Raw genomic sequence first — 23,435 nt, forward strand, 5'->3', positions numbered from 1 at the left:
AATCCCGGACTCCATGAGATCCGCAACCAAAGCGCTTAAGTTGAAAAAACAGGAAGATCAGGCCAGCTTTGTCAGCTGGCGTTTTGCGTTGCTGTGCGGCGGTATCTTCCTGGCGCTGGTGGGATTAATGATGCGCGTCGCCTGGCTGCAGGTGATTAAACCCGACCGCCTGGTGCGCGAAGGGGATATGCGCTCGCTGCGCGTACAGGCGATCCCTACCGCACGTGGCATGATTACTGACCGCGCCGGCCGTCCGCTGGCGGTAAGCGTGCCGGTAAACGCCATCTGGGCGGACCCGAAAGAGCTGCATGACCACGGCGGCGTGACGCTCGATAGCCGCTGGCAGGCGCTGGCCGATGCGCTTTCCGTACCGCTCGATCAGCTGGCGAGCCGCGTCAATGCCAACCCGAAAGGCCGTTTCGTCTACCTGGCGCGCCAGGTCAACCCGGCGATTGGCGATTACATCAAAAAACTCAAGCTGCCCGGCATTCATCTGCGCGAAGAGTCGCGCCGCTACTATCCCGCCGGCCAGGTCACTTCCCATCTTATCGGCTTCACCAATATCGATGGCCAGGGCATCGAAGGGGTGGAAAAAAGCTTCGACCGCTGGCTGACCGGCCAGCCGGGCGAGCGGACGGTGCGTAAAGACCGCTACGGCCGCGTGATTGAAGATATCTCCTCCGTCGATAGCCAGGCGGCACACAACCTGGCGCTCAGCATCGATGAACGCCTGCAGGCGCTGGTCTATCGCGAGCTGAATAACGCCGTCGCTTTCAACAAGGCGGAGTCGGGCACCGCGGTGCTGGTGGATGTTAACACCGGCGAAGTGTTGGCGATGGCCAACAGCCCCGCTTATAACCCGAACAACCTCAGCAACACGCCGAAAGATGTGATGCGCAACCGCGCTATCACCGACATCTTCGAGCCGGGCTCCACCGTCAAGCCGATGGTGGTGATGACCGCTCTGCAGCGCGGCGTCGTGCGGGAAAATAGCGTTCTGAACACCATTCCTTACCGCGTCAACGGCCATGAAATCAAGGACGTCGCGCGCTATAACGAACTCACCCTTACCGGGATTTTGCAGAAGTCGAGTAACGTCGGGGTATCAAAACTGGCGTTAGCGATGCCCTCCTCAGCGCTAGTGGAAACATATTCACGCTTTGGGCTGGGCAAACCAACCAATCTGGGGTTGGTCGGGGAAAGCAGTGGCCTGTATCCCCAAAAACAAAGGTGGTCCGATATTGAAAGGGCCACCTTCTCTTTCGGCTATGGGCTGATGGTGACCCCGCTCCAGCTGGCGCGCGTTTACGCCACCGTCGGTAGCTATGGCGTGGCGCGTCCGCTCTCTATTACCAAAGTTGACCCGCCGGTTCCGGGCGAGCGCGTCTTTCCTGAGCAGCTGGTGAAAACCGTGGTGCATATGATGGAAAGCGTGGCGCTGCCGGGCGGCGGCGGCGTGAAGGCGGCGATCAAAGGCTATCGTATCGCGATTAAAACCGGTACCGCGAAGAAGGTCGGTCCCGACGGCCGCTATGTGAACAAATATATCGCCTATACCGCCGGCGTGGCGCCCGCCAGCCATCCGCGCTTTGCGCTGGTGGTGGTAATTAACGATCCGCAGGCGGGTAAATATTACGGCGGCGCCGTGTCGGCGCCGGTGTTCGGCGCCATCATGGGCGGCGTGTTGCGCACCATGAATATTGAACCGGATGCGCTGCCGGTTGGTGAAAAGAATGAGTTGGTTAACAACAAGAAAGAGGGATCAAGTGACAGATCGTAACTTGCGCGACTTACTGGCTCCGTGGGTGCCTGGCGCGCCGGAGCGTCCGCTTCGTGAAATGACCCTGGACAGCCGCGTGGCGGCGTCCGGCGATCTGTTTGTGGCTGTCGCAGGCCATAGCGTTGATGGGCGACGTTTTATTCCTCAGGCTATCGCGCAGGGCGTGTCAGCGGTGATCGCTGAAGCCGAAGGCGAAGCAGAGGATGGTGAAATCCGTGAAATGCACGGCGTGCCGGTGATCTATCTGGCCCAGCTACCGCAGCGGCTCTCCGCGCTGGCGGGGCGCTTCTATCAGCAGCCGGCGGAAAAGCTGCGCTTAATCGGCGTGACCGGTACCAACGGCAAAACCACCACCACCCAGCTGCTGGCGCAGTGGGCGAACCTGCTGGGCGAAACCGGCGCGGTGATGGGCACCGTTGGCAATGGCCTCTACGGCCGTCTGGTGCCGACGGAAAATACCACCGGATCGGCGGTTGATGTACAGCAGGTGCTGGATGCGCTGGCAGGGCAGGGCGCGACCGTGGCGGCAATGGAGGTCTCCTCGCACGGCCTGGTGCAGCATCGCGTCGCGGCGCTGCCTTTCGCCGCCGCCGTGTTTACCAACCTGAGCCGCGATCATCTCGATTATCACGGCGATATGACGCGTTATGAGTCGGCCAAATGGCTGCTGTTCTCTGAACACCAGGTGGGCGAAGCGATCATTAACGCCGATGACGAAGTCGGCCGCCGCTGGCTGGCGAAGCTGCCCGATGCGGTCGCGGTTACGATGGAAAATAACCTGCTACCCGACAGCCACAACCGCTGGCTGAAGGCGACATCGGTGCGCTATCACGATAACGGCGCAACGGTTAGCTTCAGCTCCAGCTGGGGCGACGGCGAGCTGGACAGCCGCCTGATGGGCGCCTTTAACGTCAGCAACCTGCTGCTGGCGCTGGCGACGCTGCTGGCGCTGGGCTACCCGCTGGCGCAGCTGATCGCCAGCGCGCGTCAGCTGCAGCCGGTATGCGGACGCATGGAGGTCTTCAGCGCGCCGGATAAGCCGACGGTGGTGGTCGATTACGCGCATACGCCTGACGCGCTGGAAAAAGCGCTGGAGGCGGCACGTCTGCACTGCAAAGGGCAGCTGTGGTGCGTCTTTGGCTGCGGCGGCGACCGTGATAAAGGCAAGCGCCCGTTAATGGGGGCGATTGCCGAGCAGTGCGCGGACGTGGTGGTCATTACTGACGATAACCCGCGCAGCGAAGATCCCGCGGCGATTGTGAACGACATTCTGAGCGGCCTGCTCGACCCGGGCCGCGCCCGTGTCATGGCGGGGCGTGCGCAGGCGGTGACCAATACCATCATGCAGGCGCAGCCGCAGGATATCGTCGTGGTGGCGGGCAAAGGCCATGAGGATTACCAGATTATCGGCAATCGTCGTCTCGATTATTCTGACCGGGTAACCGTCGCGCGTCTGCTGGGGGTGGTGGCATGATCACACTTTCCCTGGAGACCCTGGCGCAGGTGACTAACGGTACCTTAGTCGGCAACGGCGACGGCGCGATTAGCGACGTCACCACCGACACCCGCAAAGTGACGCCGGGCTGTTTGTTTATCGCGCTGCAGGGCGAACGCTTCGACGCGCATGATTTTGCCGACCAGGCCATTGCCAGCGGCGCGGCAGCATTATTAGTGAGTAAGCGCTTGCAAGTTAACGTGCCGCAGGTAGTGGTCAGCGATACGCGCATCGCCTTGGGGCAGCTGGCTGCCTGGGTGCGTCAGCAGGTGAAAACCCGCGTAGTGGCGCTGACCGGCTCCTCCGGTAAAACCTCAGTCAAAGAGATGACTGCTGCAATTCTGCGTCAGTGCGGCGAGACCCTCTATACCGCCGGCAACCTGAACAATGACATCGGCGTGCCGCTGACGCTGCTGCGCCTGACCGACGCGCACCAGTATGCGGTTATCGAGCTGGGCGCCAACCATCAGGGCGAAATCGCCTGGACCACAAGCTTAACGCGTCCGGAAAGCGCGCTGGTGAATAACCTGGCGGCCGCGCATCTGGAAGGGTTCGGCTCGCTGGCTGGCGTAGCGAAAGCCAAAGGCGAAATTTTCCTTGGCCTGCCGGAAAACGGCACGGCGATCATTAACCTCGACAGCAACGACTGGCCGCGCTGGCAGGATCTGCTGACGCAGCAGCGTGTCTGGCGCTTCTCCGGTACCGCAGACGCACAGGCGGACTTTTACGCCACCGACGTCGCGGTTAACCCGCAGGGCACCACCTTTACGCTGCATACGCCGCAGGGCGCGCTGGCGGTTACGCTGCCGCTGCCGGGACGACATAACATTGCTAACGCGCTGGCCGCCAGCGCGCTGGCCTTATCGGTAGGCGCTCCGCTGGAGGCGATAGCGCAGGGTCTGGCGACGCTGAAAGCGGTGCCGGGACGTCTGTTCCCGGTCGCGCTGGGCCCGCAGAAGCTGCTGCTGGACGACAGCTACAACGCCAATGTCGGTTCGATGACTGCCGCCGCGCAGGTACTGGGCGAGATGCCGGGCTATCGCGTGATGGTGACCGGGGATATGGCAGAGCTGGGTGATGAGGCGGTGGCATGCCATCGCGAAGTGGGCGAGGCCGCGCGCAAGGCGGGCATCGATAAAGTGCTGAGCGTGGGCGTATTGAGCCAGCAGATCAGCGACGCCAGCGGCGCGGGCGAACACTTCAGCGACAAAGCTGCCCTGGTGGCGCGCCTCCGGACGCTGCTTGCAGAGCATCAGGTGATTACTGTTTTAGTTAAAGGTTCTCGTAGTGCCGCCATGGAGCAGGTAGTACAAACCTTACAGGAGAAAGGAACATGTTAGTCTGGCTGGCCGAACATCTGGTCGCTTTTTATTCCGGCTTTAACGTCTTTTCCTATTTGACGTTTCGCGCCATCGTCAGCCTGCTGACCGCGCTGTTTATTTCACTCTGGATGGGCCCGCGCCTGATCGCCTGGCTGCAAAAGCTGCAGATCGGGCAGGTTGTGCGCAGCGAAGGCCCGGAGTCGCACTTCAGCAAGCGCGGCACGCCGACCATGGGCGGCATTATGATCCTGACCTCCATCACCATCTCGGTGCTGATGTGGGCCTATCCCTCTAACCCCTATGTCTGGTGCGTGCTGACGGTACTGGTCGGCTATGGCATCGTCGGGTTCGTCGATGACTACCGCAAAGTGGTGCGCAAAGATACCAAAGGGCTGATCGCCCGCTGGAAATATTTCTGGCAGTCGCTGATTGCGCTGGCGGTAGCCTTCGCGATGTACGCCGTGGGCAAAGATACGCCGGCGACGCAGCTGGTGGTGCCGTTTTTCAAAGATATTATGCCGCAGCTGGGGCTGCTCTATATCCTGCTCGCCTATTTCGTGATCGTCGGCACCAGCAACGCGGTTAACCTGACCGACGGCCTGGACGGGCTGGCGATTATGCCGACGGTGTTCGTTGCGGCGGGCTTTGCGCTGGTTGCCTGGGCCACCGGCAACATGAACTTCGCCGGCTACCTGCATATTCCCTATCTGCGCCACGCCGGCGAGCTGGTGATTGTCTGCACCGCGATCGTTGGCGCCGGGCTGGGCTTCCTGTGGTTTAACACCTATCCCGCTCAGGTCTTTATGGGCGACGTTGGCTCGCTGGCGTTGGGCGGCGCGCTGGGCACCATCGCCGTGCTGCTGCGTCAGGAGTTTTTGCTGGTGATTATGGGCGGCGTGTTCGTGGTGGAGACGCTCTCGGTGATCCTGCAGGTGGGATCGTTCAAGCTGCGCGGCCAGCGTATTTTCCGTATGGCGCCGATCCATCACCACTATGAACTGAAAGGCTGGCCGGAGCCGCGCGTGATCGTGCGTTTCTGGATCATTTCGCTGATGCTGGTGCTGATTGGCCTGGCAACCCTTAAGGTGCGTTAATTATGGCTGACTATCAGGGTAGAAAAGTTGTCATTATCGGGCTGGGGCTGACTGGCCTCTCCTGTGTTGATTTCTTTTTAGCGCAGGGCGTAACGCCGCGCGTGATGGATACCCGAGTCTCGCCGCCCGGCCTCGATAAACTGCCCGCGAGCGTTGAGCGGCATTTGGGTTCGCTCAACGGCGACTGGCTGCTGGCGTCGGATCTGATTGTCGCCAGCCCCGGCGTCGCGCTGGCTCACCCGCTGCTGACGGCAGCTGCCGAGGCGGGCATTGAGATCGTCGGCGACATTGAGCTGTTCTGCCGGGAAGCGCAGGCGCCGATCGTCGCCATTACCGGTTCCAATGGCAAAAGCACCGTCACCACACTGGTGGGCGAGATGGCGCGCGCGGCCGGTTGGGCCGTGGGCGTAGGCGGCAATATCGGCCTGCCGGCGCTCAGCCTGCTGAAGCAGCCGGCTCAACTTTATGTGCTGGAGCTTTCCAGCTTTCAGCTGGAAACCACTCACAGCCTGAAAGCCGCGGCGGCGACCATCCTCAACGTCAGCGAAGACCATATGGATCGCTATCCGCTGGGGCTACAACAGTACCGCGCCGCCAAGCTGCGCATCTATGAAAACGCGGCCGTGTGCGTGGTTAACGCGGATGACGCACTGACGATGCCGGTGCGCGGCGCGGATAAGCGCTGCGTCAGCTTCGGCGTCGACGTCGGTGACTATCATCTTAACCGCCAGCAGGGCAGCGTCTGGCTGCGTGTGCGCGGCGAAAAAGTCTTAAACACCGACGAAATGAACCTGGTCGGCCTGCACAACTACACCAACGCGCTGGCGGCGCTGGCGCTGGCCGACGCGGCTGGCGTACCGCGCGCCAGCAGTTTGAAAGCGCTTACCACCTTTCAGGGGCTGGCGCACCGTTTTCAGCTGGTGCATGAGCGCAACGGCGTGCGTTGGATCAACGATTCGAAAGCGACCAACGTCGGCAGCACCGAAGCGGCGTTGAGTGGATTGCGGGCGCAGGGCACCCTCTGGCTACTGCTGGGCGGCGACGGCAAGTCGGCAGATTTCACGCCGCTGGCGCGCTATTTACAGGGCGACGCCATCCGCGTCTGGTGCTACGGTCGCGACGGCGAAGCGCTGGCGGCGTTACGTCCCGAGATCTCCACCCTGACGGAGACGCTGGCCGAGGCGATGGCCGCCATTGCGCCGCAGGTGCAGCCCGGCGATATCGTTCTGCTGTCGCCCGCCTGCGCCAGCCTCGATCAGTTCCGTAACTTTGAGCAGCGCGGCGATCTCTTTGCGCAGCTGGCGCGGGAGCTGGGCTGATGCGTATTCCGGGCTTAGGGATAGCGGGTGGCGTGGTGACGCGCCTGCGCGAATGGGTGATGGGCAGCCGCGAAAACAGCGATGCGGCGCCGATGGTACTGTACGATCGCACGCTGCTGTGGCTGACGTTCGGCCTGGCGATCATCGGCTTTGTGATGGTCACCTCCGCGTCGATGCCGGTTGGCCAGCGCCTGTCGGATGATCCCTTTTTCTTCGCCAAGCGTGACGCGTTTTATCTGCTGTTGGCGTTCGGCATGGCGCTGGTGACGCTGCGCGTGCCGATGGAGGTCTGGCAGCGCTACAGCAATATGATGTTGCTGGCGTCGGTGCTGATGCTGCTGATCGTGTTGGTGGTGGGCAGCTCGGTCAACGGCGCGTCGCGCTGGATCGCGCTGGGACCGCTGCGTATTCAGCCGGCCGAGCTTTCCAAGCTCTCGCTGTTTTGCTACCTCGCCAGTTATCTGGTGCGCAAGGTGGAAGAGGTCCGCAACAACTTCTGGGGCTTCTGCAAGCCGATGGGCGTGATGGTGGTGCTGGCGGTGTTGCTGCTGGCGCAGCCTGACCTGGGCACCGTGGTGGTACTGTTTGTCACCACCCTGGCGATGCTGTTCCTCGCCGGCGCCAAGCTATGGCAATTTCTGGCGATTATCGGATCGGGCATTTTCGCCGTGATCCTGTTGATCATCGCCGAGCCGTACCGTATGCGCCGCGTGACCTCATTCTGGGATCCCTGGGAGGATCCGTTCGGCAGCGGCTACCAGCTAACGCAGTCGCTGATGGCGTTCGGTCGCGGCGAATTCTGGGGGCAGGGGTTAGGCAACTCGGTGCAAAAACTGGAGTATTTGCCGGAGGCGCATACCGACTTCATTTTCTCCATTATCGGAGAAGAACTCGGTTATATCGGTGTGGTTTTAGCGCTGTTAATGGTATTCTTCGTCGCTTTTCGGGCGATGTCGATTGGCCGCCGCGCGCTGGAGCTGGACCAGCGTTTCTCCGGTTTTCTCGCCTGCTCCATCGGCGTTTGGTTTAGCTTCCAGGCGCTGGTCAACGTCGGCGCGGCCGCGGGCATGCTGCCCACCAAAGGTCTGACGTTGCCCTTAATCAGTTACGGTGGTTCCAGTCTGATTATTATGTCGACGGCCATCGTGTTGTTGTTACGCATAGATTATGAAACGCGCCTGAGCAAAGCGCAGGCGTTTACCCGAGGTGCGCGATGAGTGGAAAGCGGTTGATGGTGATGGCTGGCGGTACCGGCGGGCATGTATTCCCCGGTCTGGCTGTCGCGCATCATCTGATGGCGCAGGGTTGGCAGGTGCGCTGGCTGGGCACCGCCGATCGAATGGAAGCCGATCTGGTGCCGAAACATGGCATCGATATTGATTTTATCCGCATCAGCGGTCTGCGCGGCAAAGGCCTGAAGGCGCTGCTGGCGTCGCCGGTGCGCATTTTCAACGCCTGGCGTCAGGCGCGCAGCATTATGAAGGCCTGGAAGCCGGACGTGGTGCTGGGCATGGGCGGCTATGTTTCCGGACCGGGCGGCCTGGCCGCCTGGAGCTGCGGCATCCCGGTGGTGCTGCATGAGCAGAACGGCATCGCCGGGCTGACCAACAAGTGGCTGGCGAAGCTGGCGACCAAAGTGATGCAGGCGTTTCCCGGCGCCTTTCCGCATGCCGACGTGGTCGGCAATCCGGTACGTACCGACGTGCTGGCGCTCAGCAGCCCTGAGCAGCGACTGGCGGGCCGCGAAGGCCCGATTCGCGTTTTGGTGGTGGGCGGCAGTCAGGGCGCGCGCGTGCTTAATCAGACCCTGCCGCAGGTAGCGGCGCTGATGGGCGACAGCATCACACTCTGGCATCAGACCGGCAAAGGCAATCAGCGTCAGGTGCTGGCCGATTATGAAAAAGCCGGGCAGACGCAGCATCAAATCAGCGAATTTATTGACGATATGGCGGCGGCTTATGCATGGGCCGACGTGGTGGTGTGCCGTTCCGGAGCGCTGACGGTCAGCGAAGTCGCGGCGGCCGGCCTGCCGGCGATTTTTGTCCCGTTTCAGCATAAAGATCGTCAACAGTACTGGAATGCGCTACCGCTGGAAAAAGCGGGCGCGGCGCGTATTTTTGAACAGCCGCAGTTTACTGCGGATGCGGTGGCGGAAACGTTAAAGCAGTGGGACAGACCGACGCTGCTGCGCATGGCGCAAAATGCGCGTCAGGTTGCGATTCCCGATGCCACTGAACGTGTAGCGGCAGAAGTCAGCGCCGTCGCGCGCTAACAGAACAGAGATAAGGTACCTGGGGTACCGACAGGCAAAAGAAACGATGAATACTCAACAACTGGCGAAACTGCGTTCTATCGTGCCCGAGATGCGTCGCGTCCGGCACATTCACTTTGTCGGCATCGGTGGCGCCGGCATGGGCGGTATCGCCGAAGTGTTGGCCAACGAAGGTTATCAGATCAGCGGTTCCGATCTCGCTCCCAATGCGGTGACGCAGCACCTGACCGCGCTGGGCGCCACTATCTATTTTCACCATCGTCCGGAAAACGTTAGCGATGCCAGCGTGGTGGTGGTTTCCAGCGCGATAACCCAGGATAACCCGGAGATTATCGCCGCGCGTGAAGCGCGTATTCCGGTGATCCGCCGCGCGGAGATGCTGGCGGAGCTGATGCGTTTCCGCCACGGTATCGCCGTAGCCGGCACGCACGGCAAAACCACGACCACAGCAATGGTGACCAGTATTTACGCCGAAGGCGGCCTCGATCCCACTTTCGTCAACGGCGGGCTGGTCAAAGCGGCCGGCACTCACGCGCGCCTGGGCAGTAGCCGTTATCTGATCGCCGAAGCGGATGAGAGCGACGCGTCGTTCCTGCACCTGCAGCCGATGGTAGCGATCGTGACCAATATCGAAGCCGACCATATGGATACTTACCAGGGCGACTTCGAAAACCTGAAGCAGACATTTATTAACTTTCTGCACAACCTGCCGTTTTACGGCCGCGCGGTGCTGTGCGTCGACGACGCGGTGATCCGCGATCTGATCCCGCGCGTCGGCCGCCAGATCACCACGTACGGCTTCAGCGATGATGCCGACGTGCGCATTGAAGATTATGAGCAGCACGGTCCGCAGGGCCACTTTACGCTGGTGCGTCACGATAAGCCGCTGATGCGCGTCACGCTGAACGCCCCGGGCCGTCATAACGCGCTCAACGCCGCGGCAGCGGTGGCGGTGGCGACGGAAGAGGGCATCGACGATGACGATATCCTCAGCGCGCTGGAGAGCTTCCAGGGCACCGGCCGCCGGTTCGATTTCCTTGGCGAGTTCCCGCTGGATAACGTTAATGGCGCGGCTGGCAGCGCCATGCTGGTTGATGACTATGGTCATCATCCGACTGAAGTGGACGCCACCATTAAAGCGGCGCGCGCGGGCTGGCCGGATAAAAAACTGGTGATGATTTTCCAGCCGCATCGCTACACGCGCACCCGCGATCTTTATGACGATTTCGCCAATGTGCTGTCGCAGGTGGATGTACTGCTGATGCTGGATGTCTATTCCGCCGGCGAAACGCCAATCCCGGGTGCCGACAGCCGATCGCTCTGCCGCACCATCCGCGGGCGCGGCAAGGTGGATCCGATCCTCGTGCCCGATCACGAGACGATCCTGGAGATGCTGGCGCCGACGCTAAGCGGCAACGATTTGATTCTGGTACAGGGCGCTGGCAACGTAGGTAAAATTGCCCGCCGTCTGGCTGAGCAGAAACTTAAACCGCAGACCAATGAAGAGGAACATCATGGCTGAAAAAGTAGCGGTACTGCTGGGCGGTACCTCCGCTGAGCGCGAGGTCTCACTGATGTCAGGTGCGGCGGTGCTGGCCGGACTGAAAGAAGCAGGCATTGACGCGCACGGCGTTGATACGCGCGATTTTCCGGTGATGCGGTTGAAAGAAGAGGGCTTTGAAAAAGCGTTTATCGCGCTGCACGGGCGCGGCGGCGAAGACGGCACCCTGCAAGGCGTGCTGGATTTCCTGCAGATCCCTTATACCGGCAGCGGCGTGATGGCGTCGGCCATTACCATGGATAAATGGCGTTCCAAACTGCTGTGGCAGGGCGCGAACCTGCCAGTGGCGCCCTATGTCTGGATTAACCGCCAGCAGATGGACGCCGGGCTGGACGGCAGCCTGGCGCAGCGTATCGCAGAGCTGGGCATGCCGCTGTTCGTTAAGCCAAGCAGCGAAGGCTCCAGCGTCGGCATTTCCCGTGTGAATCAGCCTTCTGAGTTGCCTGCGGCGCTGGAAGAGGCGTTCCGTCACGACGATGACGTGCTGGTGGAGAAATTCCTCAGCGGTCCGGAATATACCGTCGCGATTCTGGGCGAGCAGATTTTGCCTTCGATCCGCATTCAGCCGGCCAGTGATTTCTACGACTATGAAGCAAAATACATTTCTGACGATACTCAGTACTTCTGCCCAAGCGGCTTAAGCGCGGAAAAAGAGGCGGAGCTGAGCGAACTGGTACTGAACGCATGGCGTACGCTGGGCTGCAGCGGCTGGGGCCGGGTGGATGTGATGATGGACGGCGACGGCAGCTTCTTTCTGCTGGAGGTGAACACCTCGCCGGGCATGACCAGCCACAGCCTGGTGCCGATGGCGGCGAAACAGGCGGGGATGAGCTTCTTCCAGCTGGTGGCGCGTATCCTGGAGCTGGCCGACTAAGATGTCGCAGGCGGCTCTGAACGTACGTCGGGAAGCGCAGGAAAAAGCGCGCACCGGACGCAGCAATGGCTCCCGGCTGGCAGGCATTATTTTCCTGCTGCTGGTGATCGGCACGACGCTGGCAGGCGGCGTCGCGGTGCTGAAATGGATGAATGATGCCTCGCGTCTGCCGCTTTCGAGGCTGGTGGTGACGGGAAAAACCCACTACACCACCAACGACGATATCCGTCAGGCCATTTTGTCGCTGGGTGCGCCAGGCACTTTTATGTCACAAGATGTAAATGTGATTCAGCAGCAGATTGAACGTCTGCCGTGGATCAAGCAGGTCAGCGTACGCAAGCAGTGGCCGGACGAATTAAAGATTCATCTGGTTGAGTATGTGCCGGTGGCGCGGTGGAATGATTTACATATGGTTGATGCGGAAGGCAAATCTTTTAGCGTCCCGGCTAACCATATCGGCAAAGAGACGCTACCGTTGCTGTATGGCCCCGAAGGCAACGAGCAGGACGTGCTGGATGGCTACCGTCAGATGAGTACGGTGTTAGCCGCCAGCAAGTTTAGCGTCAAAGCAGCATCCATGACCGCACGCCACTCCTGGCAGCTGGTCACTGGCGATGATGTACGTATTGAGCTGGGCCGTAGCGATAACATGAAGCGTCTTAAGCGGTTTATTGAACTCTGGCCGATGATCCAACAGCAGGCCGCCGCTGACAATAAGCGCGTCAGTTATGTCGATTTGCGCTATGACTCCGGCGCTGCCGTTGGCTGGGCTCCGGCATTTATTGAGCCTCAGGACAGTAATCAGCAACAGAATCAGGCACAGGCTAAACAACAATGATCAAGGCGACGGACAGAAAACTGGTAGTAGGACTTGAGATAGGCACCGCTAAGGTCGCCGCTTTAGTAGGGGAAATTCTGCCCGATGGCATGGTCAACATTATTGGGGTGGGCAGTTGCCCGTCCCGCGGTATGGATAAAGGCGGCGTAAACGATCTGGAATCGGTGGTGAAATGCGTTCAGCGTGCCATCGATCAGGCGGAACTGATGGCGGATTGTCAGATTTCCTCGGTTTATCTGGCGTTATCCGGCAAACATATCAGCTGTCAGAACGAAATCGGGATGGTTCCGATTTCTGAAGAGGAAGTCACGCAGGAAGATGTGGAAAACGTGGTACATACCGCGAAATCGGTGCGTGTACGCGATGAACACCGCATTCTGCATGTGATCCCGCAGGAGTACGCTATCGACTATCAGGAAGGGATCAAGAATCCGGTCGGATTGTCGGGCGTGCGCATGCAGGCGAAAGTACATTTAATCACCTGTCACAACGATATGGCGAAAAACATCGTTAAAGCGGTTGAACGTTGCGGCCTGAAAGTTGACCAACTGATTTTCGCCGGCCTGGCATCGAGCTTTGCGGTGTTGACGGAAGATGAGCGTGAACTGGGCGTCTGCGTTGTCGATATCGGCGGCGGCACCATGGATATCGCCGTCTATACCGGCGGTGCGCTGCGTCATACCAAAGTGATCCCGTACGCGGGGAACGTGGTGACCAGCGATATCGCTTACGCCTTTGGCACGCCGCCGACCGACGCGGAAGCGATCAAGGTGCGTCACGGTTGCGCGCTGGGATCGATCGTCGGCAAAGATGAGAACGTTGAGGTACCAAGCGTAGGCGGTCGTCCGCCACGTAGCCTACAGCGTCAGACGTTGGCCGAAGTGATCGAACCGCGTTACACCGAGCTGCTTAACCTGGTGAACGACGAGATTCTGCAGCTGCAGGAACAGCTTCGTCAGCAGGGTGTGAAGCATCATCTGGCGGCAGGTATTGTATTGACCGGCGGCGCGGCGCAGATTGAAGGTTTGGCCGCCTGCGCGCAGCGGGTATTCCATACCCAGGTGCGCATTGGGCAGCCGCTGAACATTACCGGACTTACCGATTACGCGCAGGAGCCCTACTACTCAACGGCGGTAGGCCTGCTGCACTACGGAAAAGAGTCTCACCTGAACGGTGAGGCGGATGTTGAAAAACGTGCGTCAGTTGGCAACTGGTTTAAACGTATCAACAGCTGGCTGAAAAAAGAGTTTTAATTTTTCTAAAAGGGGATCATGCTAGCACTATTTTATGATCTCCAGGCGACAGGCACATAACGGAGAGAAATTATGTTTGAACCAATGGAATTAACCAACGACGCGGTGATTAAAGTCATCGGCGTCGGCGGGGGCGGCGGCAACGCCGTAGAGCATATGGTCCGCGAGCGCATCGAAGGCGTTGAGTTCTTCGCTGTGAACACGGACGCTCAGGCATTGCGCAAAACTGCAGTCGGCCAGACCATTCAAATCGGCACCAACATTACTAAAGGTCTGGGTGCAGGCGCGAACCCTGAAGTGGGTCGTACTTCCGCAGAAGAAGATCGCGAAGCGCTGCGCTCCGCGTTAGACGGCGCGGACATGGTATTCATCGCGGCCGGTATGGGCGGCGGTACCGGTACCGGCGCGGCGCCTGTGGTGGCGGAAGTGGCGAAAGACCTGGGCATTCTGACCGTTGCGGTCGTGACCAAGCCATTCAACTTCGAAGGCAAAAAGCGTATGGCGTTCGCCGAGCAGGGCATCGCCGAGCTTTCCAAGCATGTTGACTCGCTGATCACCATCCCGAACGACAAGCTGCTGAAAGTGCTGGGCCGCGGTATTTCACTGCTGGACGCCTTCGGCGCGGCGAACGACGTGCTGAAAGGCGCGGTGCAGGGTATTGCCGAGCTGATCACCCGTCCGGGCCTGATGAACGTCGACTTTGCTGACGTGCGCACTGTGATGTCCGAAATGGGCTACGCCATGATGGGTTCAGGCGTCGCTTGCGGCGAAGACCGAGCGGAAGAAGCGGCTGAAATGGCGATCTCCAGCCCGCTGCTGGAAGATATCGACCTTTCCGGCGCGCGCGGCGTGCTGGTCAACATCACCGCTGGCTTCGACCTGCGTCTGGATGAGTTCGAGACCGTGGGTAATACTATCCGTGCCTTCGCGTCGGATAACGCTACCGTGGTTATCGGCACCTCGCTGGATCCGGAAATGAACGACGAACTGCGCGTGACCGTCGTCGCGACCGGTATCGGCATGGACAAGCGTCCGGAAATCACCTTAGTGACCAATAAGCAGGCGACCAGCCAGCCGGTAATGGATCACCGTTATCAGCAGCACGGCATGTCTCCGCTGCCGCAGGAGCCGCAGAAACCTGCCGCTAAAGTGGTTAACGATCAAAGCTCGCAGGCTGGCAAAGAGCCCGATTACCTGGATATTCCTGCCTTCCTGCGCAAACAGGCAGACTAGGAATAACCTGAGAATTGGGATTCTCCGCTCTTTGTGCTAAAATCTTCGCCCGTCAGTGATATAGACTGACGGTCGGATGATATTTTGCGAGATAATACGATGATCAAACAACGGACATTAAAACGTATTGTTCAGGCGACTGGCGTCGGTTTGCATACCGGCAAGAAAGTCTCCCTGACGTTACGCCCTGCGCCGGCTAATACCGGGGTCATCTATCGTCGCACTGACTTGAATCCACCGGTTGATTTCCCGGCTGATGCAAAATACGTGCGCGACACCATGCTAAGTACTTGCCTGGTGAATGATGAAGGCGTGCGTATTTCCACCGTAGAACACCTGAACGCTGCGCTGGCGGGACTGGGCATTGATAACATCATTGTCGAAGTCGACGCGCCGGAAGTGCCGATCATGGACGGCAGCGCCGCGCCATTTGTCTACCTGTTGGTTGACGCGGGCGTGGAAGAGCTGAACAGTGCGAAGAAATTCGTGCGTGTTAAGCAGGCTGTACGTGTTGAAGATGGCGATAAGTGGGCTGAAATTAAACCGTATAACGGTTTTTCGCTCGACTTTACGATCGATTTTAAACATCCGGCGATCGATTCCAGCTCACAGCGCTATCAGCTGAACTTCTCTACGGAAGCGTTTATGCGCCAGATCAGCCGCGCGCGAACCTTCGGCTTTATGCGTGAAATCGAATACCTGCAGTCCAAAGGCCTGTGCCTGGGCGGTAGTTTAGATTGCGCGATTGGGTTAGACGATTTCCGCGTACTGAACGAAGAAGGTTTACGCTTCGAAGATGAATTCGTTCGTCACAAAATGCTGGACGCTATCGGCGACCTGTTTATGTGCGGCCACAACATTGTCGGCGCGTTTTCCGCCTACAAGTCGGGCCATGCGCTGAACAATAAGCTGCTGCAGGCGGTGCTGGCGAAACAGGAAGCCTGGGAATGGGCGACCTTTGAAGACGAAGCTGAACTGCCGGTGGCATTCAGGGCAACAAATTTGGTTCTGGCGTAATCCGCCTGACCGCTTAAAACGACTGGTAGCGCTGGCTCACTCTCTCCGGCCAGCAAAACCAGTCGTTTTTGTTTCTGCCGCAGGGCGCGCATTATTTGCGCCGTTGTGTGCAGAATCTCGCTCTTTTCTTTCCCTCCCGCTACGATCTGATGTTTAACGCGCGCAATGATGATAAGATTTGCCCTCGTTAAAGCGGCAACAGACGTATTGCGTCAGATGGAATACAGCCGTTAATTATTCATTGAAGAAGGGCAGGCATCTGATCTGCCAGACGGAAAACGTTGTGATCGCTATTTTTCACCGTTGGCGACAATTAGGCAGGCGTTATTTTTGGCCGCATCTCTTGTTCGGCATGGTGGCGGCAAGCCTCGGCCTGCCCGCAGCCCATGCGCAGAGTGCTGAGCAAAATAATCGCCCTGAAGCCGCTGCGAAAAATTTGAGCGCCAACAGCGTCGTGCGGTTTGATAACCTGGCGCTGCTGCAGGGGAACGCCCGTCGCGCCAGCTTTACGGTAGACTACTGGCATCAACACGCCATCCGCACCGTTATTCGTCACCTCTCTTTCGCACTTGCGCCGCAACATCTGCCTGATGCCGAAGCGGCGCTGCCGCTGGCGGTGCAGAAAATCGCGCTGCTGGATACGCTTAATGCGTTGCTGACGCACGAGCCGCGCCGTCCGGCCATCATTCGCCACACCCAACAATCCGCCCTTTCTGTTACGCCCGATTACCATGTCGGCATCTGGCTTGCGCAGGTGCAGGGAATTCGTGCCGGTCCGTACATTCTTAGCTAAAGTCTGAACACTCCTTAAACCGTATCACTATAAAAACGAGCCGCAGAGAGACACAGCGGTGAAGATGAGAATGTATTTATTATGCTGATTAAGTTATTAACCAAAGTCTTTGGCAGCCGTAACGATCGTACGCTGCGTCGCATGCGTAAAGCGGTAGATATCATCAATAAAATGGAGCCGGATTTTGAAAAGCTCAGCGATGATGAACTGAAGGCGAAAACCCAGGAATTCCGCGCCCGCCTGGAAAAAGGCGAAGCGCTCGACAGCCTGATCCCGGAAGCTTTTGCGACCGTGCGTGAAGCCAGTAAGCGCGTATTCGGCATGCGCCACTTTGATGTTCAGTTGATCGGCGGCATGGTGCTGAACGATCGCTGTATCGCTGAAATGCGCACCGGTGAAGGTAAAACCCTGACCGCGACGCTGCCTGCGTACCTCAACGCCCTGACCGGTAAAGGCGTCCACGTCGTCACCGTGAACGACTATCTGGCGCAGCGTGATGCGGAAAACAACCGCCCGCTGTTCGAATTCCTTGGTCTGTCGGTCGGCATCAACCTGCCGGGTATGCCGGCGCCCGCGAAGCGCGAAGCCTATGCCGCCGATATCACCTACGGCACCAACAACGAATACGGCTTCGACTACCTGCGTGACAACATGGCGTTCAGCCCGGAAGAGCGCGTACAGCGCAAGCTGAACTATGCGCTGGTCGATGAGGTCGATTCCATTCTGATCGATGAAGCCCGTACGCCGCTGATCATCTCCGGCCCGGCGGAAGACAGCTCTGAACTCTATATCAAAGTTAACAAAATCATTCCGCGCCTGATCCGTCAGGAGAAAGAAGATTCTGACACCTTCCAGGGCGAAGGACACTTCTCGGTCGACGAGAAAGCGCGTCAGGTGCATCTGACCGAGCGTGGTCTGGTGATGATCGAAGAGCTGCTGGTGCAGGAAGGGATCATGGCGGAAGGCGAGTCGCTCTATTCGCCGAACAACATCATGCTGATGCATCATGTGACCGCCGCACTGCGCGCTCACGCGCTGTTTACCCGCGACGTGGACTATATCGTTAAAGATGGCGAAGTGATCATCGTCGATGAGCATACCGGACGCACCATGCAGGGCCGTCGCTGGTCCGACGGGCTGCATCAGGCGGTAGAAGCGAAAGAAGGCGTCGAAATTCAGAACGAAAACCAGACGCTGGCCTCCATTACTTTCCAGAACTACTTCCGCCTGTATGAGAAGCTGGCCGGTATGACCGGTACTGCCGACACCGAAGCCTTTGAGTTCAGCTCGATCTATAAGCTCGATACCATTGTTATTCCGACTAACCGTCCGATGGTGCGTAAAGATCTGCCGGATCTGGTCTACATGACCGAGAAAGAGAAGATCGACGCGATCATTGAAGATATTCGTGAGCGCACGGCGAACGGTCAGCCGATCCTGGTGGGGACGATCTCCATCGAGAAATCGGAAGTGGTTTCTAATGAACTGACGCGCGCCGGCATCAAGCACAACGTGCTGAATGCTAAATTCCACGCGCGTGAAGCGGATATCGTGGCGCAGGCGGGTCAGCCAGGCGCCGTTACCATCGCCACCAACATGGCGGGCCGTGGTACCGATATTATGCTGGGCGGCAGCTGGCAGGCTGAAGTCGCGGCGCTGGAAGATCCCACTGAAGAACAGATCGCCGCAATTAAAGCGGAGTGGAAAACGCGTCACGACGCGGTACTGGCCTCGGGCGGTCTGCATATCATCGGCACCGAGCGTCATGAATCGCGCCGTATCGATAACCAGCTGCGCGGCCGTTCCGGTCGTCAGGGCGATCCGGGCTCTTCCCGTTTCTACCTGTCAATGGAAGATGCGTTGATGCGTATTTTCGCCTCCGATCGCGTTACTAATATGATGCGCAAGTTGGGCATGAAGCCGGGCGAAGCTATCGAACATCCGTGGGTGACTAAGGCGATCGCCAACGCGCAGCGTAAGGTGGAAAGCCGCAACTTCGATATTCGTAAGCAGCTGCTGGAATATGACGATGTCGCCAACGACCAGCGTCGCGCTATCTACTCGCAGCGTAATGAGCTGCTGGATGTCTCCGACGTAAGCGAAACCATCAACAGCATCCGCGAAGATGTGTTCAAATCCACCATCGATACTTACATTCCGCCGCAGTCGCTGGAAGAGATGTGGGATGTAGAAGGTCTGGAAGAGCGTCTGAAAAACGACTTCGATCTTGAGCTGCCGATTAAACAATGGCTGGATAAAGAGCCTGAGCTGCATGAAGAAACGCTGCGTGAGCGCATCATGGAGCAGGCGAGAGACGTCTATCTGCGCAAAGAGGAAGTGGTCGGCGCTGAGATGATGCGCAACTTCGAAAAAGGGGTGATGCTGCAGACGCTGGATTCGCTGTGGAAAGAGCATCTGGCGGCGATGGATTACCTGCGTCAGGGCATTCATCTGCGCGGCTATGCGCAGAAAGATCCGAAGCAGGAGTACAAGCGTGAATCCTTCGCTATGTTCGCCGCTATGCTGGAATCACTGAAATATGAAGTGATCAGCACCCTGAGTAAGGTGCAGGTGCGCATGCCGGAAGAGGTTGAGGCAATGGAAGCGCAGCGTCGTGAAGAAGCTGAGCGCCTGGCACAGCAACAGCAGCTGAGCCACGTTGACGATGAAACGCAGGCCGCCGCCGAGCTGGCAGCGGAATCTGGCGAGCGCAAAGTCGGGCGTAACGATCCTTGCCCGTGCGGATCCGGTAAAAAATATAAGCAGTGCCACGGTCGTCTGGCCTGATAAAACCTGAATGAAAAGGGAGCCGAAAGGCTCCCTTTTTTTATGGGCGCAAATTTTTTTCCGTTTCGGGCCTGTAACTAACGGAACCGCTAAAGAGAATAAAAATCATACCGGTTACACTGGTCCCAGGAAAATGACGCTAAGGAAAGGAGGCGATATGAAGGCGCTTTATCTCAGAGTGGACCACATAGCTGGCGAATCGCAGGATGCGCACCACCGCGCATGGATTGACGTTCTCTCTTGTACCTGGGGGACTCTGCGCGCTGACGCGGGCAACGCGCAGGTAAACTATCGCAATCTGACGGTACATGCGTTTGCCGACAAGGCGGTGCCCGCGATGCTGCTTTACGCCTCGAACGGCAACAAAATACGTAAAATAGAACTTTCAGCCTGCAAAGCCGGCTTCGGTGCGATCGAATATTACCGTATTACGCTGGAAAATGTGTTTGTCGCGCAGGCGCTGTTGAATGACGACGGCGATATGACCACCGTAGAATATGAGTTTCAGGCTGACTGCGTGAAGATGCAATACTGGGAACAAACGGCGAAAGGCGGGAAGGGCGCAGAAACGCGCTACGGCTGGGATATTAAAAACCACCGCTCCGTTTTTTGACCAGGGGAAGCCCCCGTTATTTAATCAGCTTTACGTGTAGCTTTGCGCCGTACCAGCAAAGAACGGGAAGTGTTATCAACGTTAGCGTCCCCCAGTGTTGCGGAATAAAAACATAATATAAGACAGGAACCGCTATCACTATAAACATAAACAGGCCCTCTATCAAAATATCCAGCAATACCTTTTTCAGATATTTCAGCATTATTGATATTCCTGAAGGATCTTAATGATATTTTCCGGGTTTCGGTTAGGTAGCGCGTTAACTTTTTTTATAATCTCAGCAAGCAGAGGCTCCGTATATATATAAAGCATTTCTATATCAAGCCGATACAGAACTTTATAGAATTCGGGGTCAAGTTCCTTCAGGCGGCGTGAGGCCATAGCCGCTTTTTGAGCTTTCCCGTAAAATTGTGCGATACTGAATCCGTTAAAGACGCTTCTGACCAATAGCTTATTCAATGCAAGGCTGAACCGATCTGAGGTTAACAACGCGCCCGCTAATGAGTAGGCTAAAGCTTCTTTGGCTGCTTTACCTGCGAGAGACTCGGCAATAAAGCCGGAGGTGTTTAATGTCAACGCCCGGGCTTTAGAGGGATCGGCCGAGGTTAACACGTAGTCAATATAACGTATGACAATCTCGGCGATAACATCTTTATGCTTATAAAGCATCATGACCGCCTTAATCATTCTGATATCTTCCGCCTTAAGCTGTCGGCAAATATCCTGATGCCGATCGATAAAACAGGAGGAATACCAGGAGATGCGCTCAATGCCGGAATAGATATCATCCAGCGTCTTTCCTGCCGAGACCACGCTCTCCTGAATGCCTTTCTCCAGCGACAGCGCTATTTTTCTTTCAGCCAGCAGCCTTCTCTTTAAATAGGCGGAAGCATTCATTATTTATCATCCTTAATAAAATAACTGCGCGGCAGTATAGCTCTCTGCCGACGGCCTGTAATTAATCAACCCGCTAATAAGGCGCGTTTACGGCGCAGCCCTGAGCTGAAAAGTGCGGAAAAACAGCCGCCGTCACGGCGCAATCAACCGGCCGCGGCTGGCCGTGGGGCGGTATAAAGCGTAACAAAATCAGGCTATACTGCCCTTCATTCCATTAACAAGGATGCGAAAATGAAACACCTTCAGGTTGCTGTGGGCATCATCCGTAATGCTAAGCAGGAAATCTTTCTGACGCGCCGTCCGGCCGAATCGCATATGGCGAATATGTGGGAGTTTCCGGGCGGGAAAATCGAAGTGGGCGAAACGCCGGAGCAGGCGCTAAAGCGCGAGCTGCTGGAAGAAACCGGGATTGTCGTGATGGCGGCGACCGCGTTCGGCAATGCCGATCACACCTATGACGATTTGCGCGTCACACTGCACTTCTTCATGGTAGAGCAGTGGCAGGGCGATCCCTGGGGGAAAGAGGGTCAGCCGCAGCGCTGGGTGCCTCAGCGCGAGCTGGTCGCCGATGAGTTCCCGCCGGCCAACCATCAGCTGGTGGCGCGCCTGTTGGCGGAAGCGCGCCCGTAGTTGAGGGCGGCATTGCCGCCCTCTCTGTCAGTGACGCGGGATCTCTTCCTCGCTCCAGTCATCGCTGTCAGAAAGATCGTTGCTGCTGGGGATGCGTTTTTCCTCAGCGGCCCACTCTCCCAAATCGATCAGCTGGCAGCGCTTGCTGCAAAACGGGCGAAACGGGCTCTGCTCGCCCCAGATTACTGCTCTGCCGCAGGTTGGGCAGGCGACCTTCGTGACATCTTTACGCATATAACACCTCTAACAACAGGCCAGCTCGAAATCGAGACGTGCCGGCACTTCGCCACGCTCGCTATCCAGCGGCAGAAAACGGATCGCATAACGGGTTTTGTGGCCCGATACCTGCGGATAAAGATTATCCTCCAGCGCCAGCTGCAGGCGCAGCAGGTCGGCGCCTTCAGCATTGTCCTGGTAAAAACCGTTAAGGCTGGTTTGATGACGAAAAACGCCGGACTGACGGACCAGTTCCAGAATCATAAACAGCGCCTGACGCAGCGGATCGAGCGAGCCCATCCAGCTGGCAACCTGCGCATCGCGTAGCGGCTGATCGAGATGCAGCCAGACATGTAGCGTCGGCAAATCAAAACTACAGCAGCCGCCGGGAATGCTCAGACGCTGACGCACCAGCGCAATCAGGCGGTCTTCGCGCAGCGACTGGCCGATGCGCGGCGCCGCCATCAGTTCGCCGGCGCGGCTTTTGAGCTGTTGACGCAGCGCCTCCACACGCTCGGTATCAACGCCGGGCACGTCGCACCAGGCCAGCAGTTTTTGCTGCTGCCGCTCCAGCTCTTTCAGCATTTCGGTGCGCAGCTCGCCGCGTTCAAACACATCCAGCAGGTCGCTGATGTTACGGAAAAAGGTCAGGGCCGTCAGATAATCGGTAATATTGGCGCAGGCCTGCAGCTGTTGCAGCAGAAACTCAATCCGCAGCCAGGTACGCATTTTTTCATTTAACGGATGTTCGAAAAGAACGATTTTGCTCATGCTGTTAATCCTGTTTTGTCGCTTTGGCCAGCGCCAGATAGCGCTGATGCAGTTCGGCGACCAGCGGCGCCACCGCTTCGGGGCGGCCGCTGTTTTCAATAATGTCATCCGCTACGGCAAGTCGCGCCTCGCGCGTCGCCTGGGCGGCAATAATTTTTTCGGCCTGTTCGCGCGTGATGCGATCGCGGGCGATGGTGCGCTCAATCTGAACCGCAGGATCGACATCCACTACCAGCACCCGATCGGCCAGTTTTTCCAGATGATTTTCCACCAGCAGCGGCACCACCCATAAGCACCAGGCAGAGCGGGACGCCGCAATCTGCCGCCGCGTCTCCGCATGGATCAGCGGGTGCAGCAGCTGATTGAGCCAGGCTTTTTCCGCTGGCGCGTTGAAAATTGTCTGGCGCAGCGCCGCGCGATTCAGGGCGCCGTCCGCCTGAAGTATCGGGCGGCCAAAGCGCGCCGCGATCGCTGCCAGCGCAGGCTGCCCCGGCTCCACCACCTGACGCGCAATCACGTCGGCATCAATAATATCCACGCCATACTGGGCGAAAGCATGGGCAACGGTGCTTTTTCCACTGCCGATCCCGCCGGTCAGCGCAACGGTGTAAGGCATCTTTATCGGTTCCTGCTTCGCTTGTAAACGTCGGTTAGCCTGAGATTAACGCCC

General features: G+C 58.2%; 21 protein-coding genes. 17 read left to right on the forward strand and 4 right to left on the reverse strand.

The genetic code is table 11. From position 1 onward, the window contains the following. Positions 1 to 13 precede the first annotated feature (13 nt). The 16 genes from C2E15_RS04290 (at position 14) to C2E15_RS04365 (ending at position 20,251) form a co-directional block, all read left to right on the forward strand. On the forward strand, positions 14 to 1,780 hold the full coding sequence (locus tag C2E15_RS04290) for a peptidoglycan glycosyltransferase FtsI (protein ID WP_104956272.1): 1,767 nt from the start codon (positions 14 to 16) through the stop codon (positions 1,778 to 1,780). Beyond that, positions 1,767 to 3,254, forward strand: a complete 1,488-nt coding sequence (gene murE / locus C2E15_RS04295) for a UDP-N-acetylmuramoyl-L-alanyl-D-glutamate--2,6-diaminopimelate ligase (RefSeq protein ID WP_104956273.1) — start codon at positions 1,767 to 1,769, stop codon at positions 3,252 to 3,254. Before C2E15_RS04290 ends, murE begins: the two co-directional genes overlap by 14 nt. Next, positions 3,251 to 4,615 (forward strand): UDP-N-acetylmuramoyl-tripeptide--D-alanyl-D-alanine ligase, encoded by a 1,365-nt coding sequence (murF, locus tag C2E15_RS04300; protein ID WP_104956274.1) that lies wholly within the window; start codon positions 3,251 to 3,253, stop codon positions 4,613 to 4,615. The genes murE and murF overlap by 4 nt, the downstream gene beginning before the upstream one ends. Continuing rightward, positions 4,609 to 5,691, forward strand: coding sequence for a phospho-N-acetylmuramoyl-pentapeptide-transferase (mraY, locus tag C2E15_RS04305; protein ID WP_104956275.1), 1,083 nt, complete (start codon positions 4,609 to 4,611; stop codon positions 5,689 to 5,691). The genes murF and mraY overlap by 7 nt, the downstream gene beginning before the upstream one ends. A gap of 2 nt (positions 5,692 to 5,693) precedes the next feature. After that, positions 5,694 to 7,010, forward strand: a complete 1,317-nt coding sequence (gene murD / locus C2E15_RS04310; protein WP_104956276.1) for a UDP-N-acetylmuramoyl-L-alanine--D-glutamate ligase — start codon at positions 5,694 to 5,696, stop codon at positions 7,008 to 7,010. Beyond that, positions 7,010 to 8,227 (forward strand): cell division protein FtsW, encoded by a 1,218-nt coding sequence (ftsW, locus tag C2E15_RS04315; RefSeq protein WP_104956277.1) that lies wholly within the window; start codon positions 7,010 to 7,012, stop codon positions 8,225 to 8,227. The genes murD and ftsW overlap by 1 nt, the downstream gene beginning before the upstream one ends. Continuing rightward, positions 8,224 to 9,282: an undecaprenyldiphospho-muramoylpentapeptide beta-N-acetylglucosaminyltransferase gene (gene murG, locus C2E15_RS04320; protein WP_104956278.1), complete on the forward strand. Its 1,059-nt coding sequence runs from the start codon at positions 8,224 to 8,226 to the stop codon at positions 9,280 to 9,282. The genes ftsW and murG overlap by 4 nt, the downstream gene beginning before the upstream one ends. A gap of 46 nt (positions 9,283 to 9,328) precedes the next feature. Beyond that, on the forward strand, positions 9,329 to 10,804 hold the full coding sequence (murC, locus tag C2E15_RS04325) for a UDP-N-acetylmuramate--L-alanine ligase (RefSeq protein ID WP_104956279.1): 1,476 nt from the start codon (positions 9,329 to 9,331) through the stop codon (positions 10,802 to 10,804). After that, the gene (locus C2E15_RS04330; protein WP_104956280.1) at positions 10,797 to 11,717 is read left to right on the forward strand and encodes a D-alanine--D-alanine ligase; all 921 of its coding nucleotides are present in this window, start codon (positions 10,797 to 10,799) and stop codon (positions 11,715 to 11,717) included. The genes murC and C2E15_RS04330 overlap by 8 nt, the downstream gene beginning before the upstream one ends. 1 nt (position 11,718) lies before the next feature. Then, positions 11,719 to 12,555 carry a cell division protein FtsQ gene (gene ftsQ, locus C2E15_RS04335; protein ID WP_104956281.1) on the forward strand — a complete coding sequence of 279 codons (837 nt, stop codon included), beginning with the start codon at positions 11,719 to 11,721 and terminating at the stop codon, positions 12,553 to 12,555. Beyond that, a complete protein-coding gene (gene ftsA, locus C2E15_RS04340; protein ID WP_104956282.1) occupies positions 12,552 to 13,808 on the forward strand; it encodes a cell division protein FtsA in 1,257 nt (418 codons plus the stop codon). Before ftsQ ends, ftsA begins: the two co-directional genes overlap by 4 nt. A gap of 72 nt (positions 13,809 to 13,880) precedes the next feature. Continuing rightward, positions 13,881 to 15,041 (forward strand): cell division protein FtsZ, encoded by a 1,161-nt coding sequence (gene ftsZ / locus C2E15_RS04345; protein WP_104956283.1) that lies wholly within the window; start codon positions 13,881 to 13,883, stop codon positions 15,039 to 15,041. Between the two features lie 99 nt (positions 15,042 to 15,140). Then, a complete protein-coding gene (gene lpxC / locus C2E15_RS04350; protein WP_104956284.1) occupies positions 15,141 to 16,058 on the forward strand; it encodes a UDP-3-O-acyl-N-acetylglucosamine deacetylase in 918 nt (305 codons plus the stop codon). A gap of 283 nt (positions 16,059 to 16,341) precedes the next feature. After that, complete coding sequence (gene secM, locus C2E15_RS04355; protein WP_104959076.1) at positions 16,342 to 16,851, forward strand: secA translation cis-regulator SecM; 510 nt, start codon at positions 16,342 to 16,344, stop codon at positions 16,849 to 16,851. A gap of 81 nt (positions 16,852 to 16,932) precedes the next feature. Beyond that, entirely contained in the window at positions 16,933 to 19,638 is a 2,706-nt protein-coding gene (gene secA, locus C2E15_RS04360) for a preprotein translocase subunit SecA (RefSeq protein WP_104956285.1), read from the forward strand. A 157-nt stretch (positions 19,639 to 19,795) separates the two neighbouring features. Next, positions 19,796 to 20,251, forward strand: a complete 456-nt coding sequence (locus tag C2E15_RS04365) for an Hcp family type VI secretion system effector (protein WP_104956286.1) — start codon at positions 19,796 to 19,798, stop codon at positions 20,249 to 20,251. A gap of 201 nt (positions 20,252 to 20,452) precedes the next feature. Here C2E15_RS04365 and C2E15_RS04375 read toward each other — a convergent pair whose 3' ends face one another. After that, positions 20,453 to 21,148, reverse strand: coding sequence for a hypothetical protein (locus tag C2E15_RS04375; protein WP_104956288.1), 696 nt, complete (start codon positions 21,146 to 21,148; stop codon positions 20,453 to 20,455). Between the two features lie 231 nt (positions 21,149 to 21,379). Between C2E15_RS04375 and mutT the strand changes: the two genes are divergently transcribed. Further along, complete coding sequence (gene mutT, locus C2E15_RS04380) at positions 21,380 to 21,778, forward strand: 8-oxo-dGTP diphosphatase MutT (RefSeq protein WP_104956289.1); 399 nt, start codon at positions 21,380 to 21,382, stop codon at positions 21,776 to 21,778. 27 nt (positions 21,779 to 21,805) lie between these two features. Here mutT and yacG read toward each other — a convergent pair whose 3' ends face one another. From yacG to coaE, 3 genes are read right to left on the reverse strand one after another with little or no spacing between them, the layout of a single operon-like run. Beyond that, on the reverse strand, positions 21,806 to 22,012 hold the full coding sequence (yacG, locus tag C2E15_RS04385) for a DNA gyrase inhibitor YacG (protein ID WP_104956290.1): 207 nt from the start codon (positions 22,010 to 22,012) through the stop codon (positions 21,806 to 21,808). A 9-nt stretch (positions 22,013 to 22,021) separates the two neighbouring features. After that, a complete protein-coding gene (zapD, locus tag C2E15_RS04390) occupies positions 22,022 to 22,765 on the reverse strand; it encodes a cell division protein ZapD (protein ID WP_104956291.1) in 744 nt (247 codons plus the stop codon). A 4-nt stretch (positions 22,766 to 22,769) separates the two neighbouring features. Continuing rightward, positions 22,770 to 23,381, reverse strand: coding sequence for a dephospho-CoA kinase (coaE, locus tag C2E15_RS04395; protein ID WP_104956292.1), 612 nt, complete (start codon positions 23,379 to 23,381; stop codon positions 22,770 to 22,772). Between the last annotated feature and the right edge of the window lie 54 nt (positions 23,382 to 23,435).

Source organism: Mixta gaviniae, from assembly GCF_002953195.1.
Lineage (GTDB): Bacteria > Pseudomonadota > Gammaproteobacteria > Enterobacterales > Enterobacteriaceae > Mixta > Mixta gaviniae.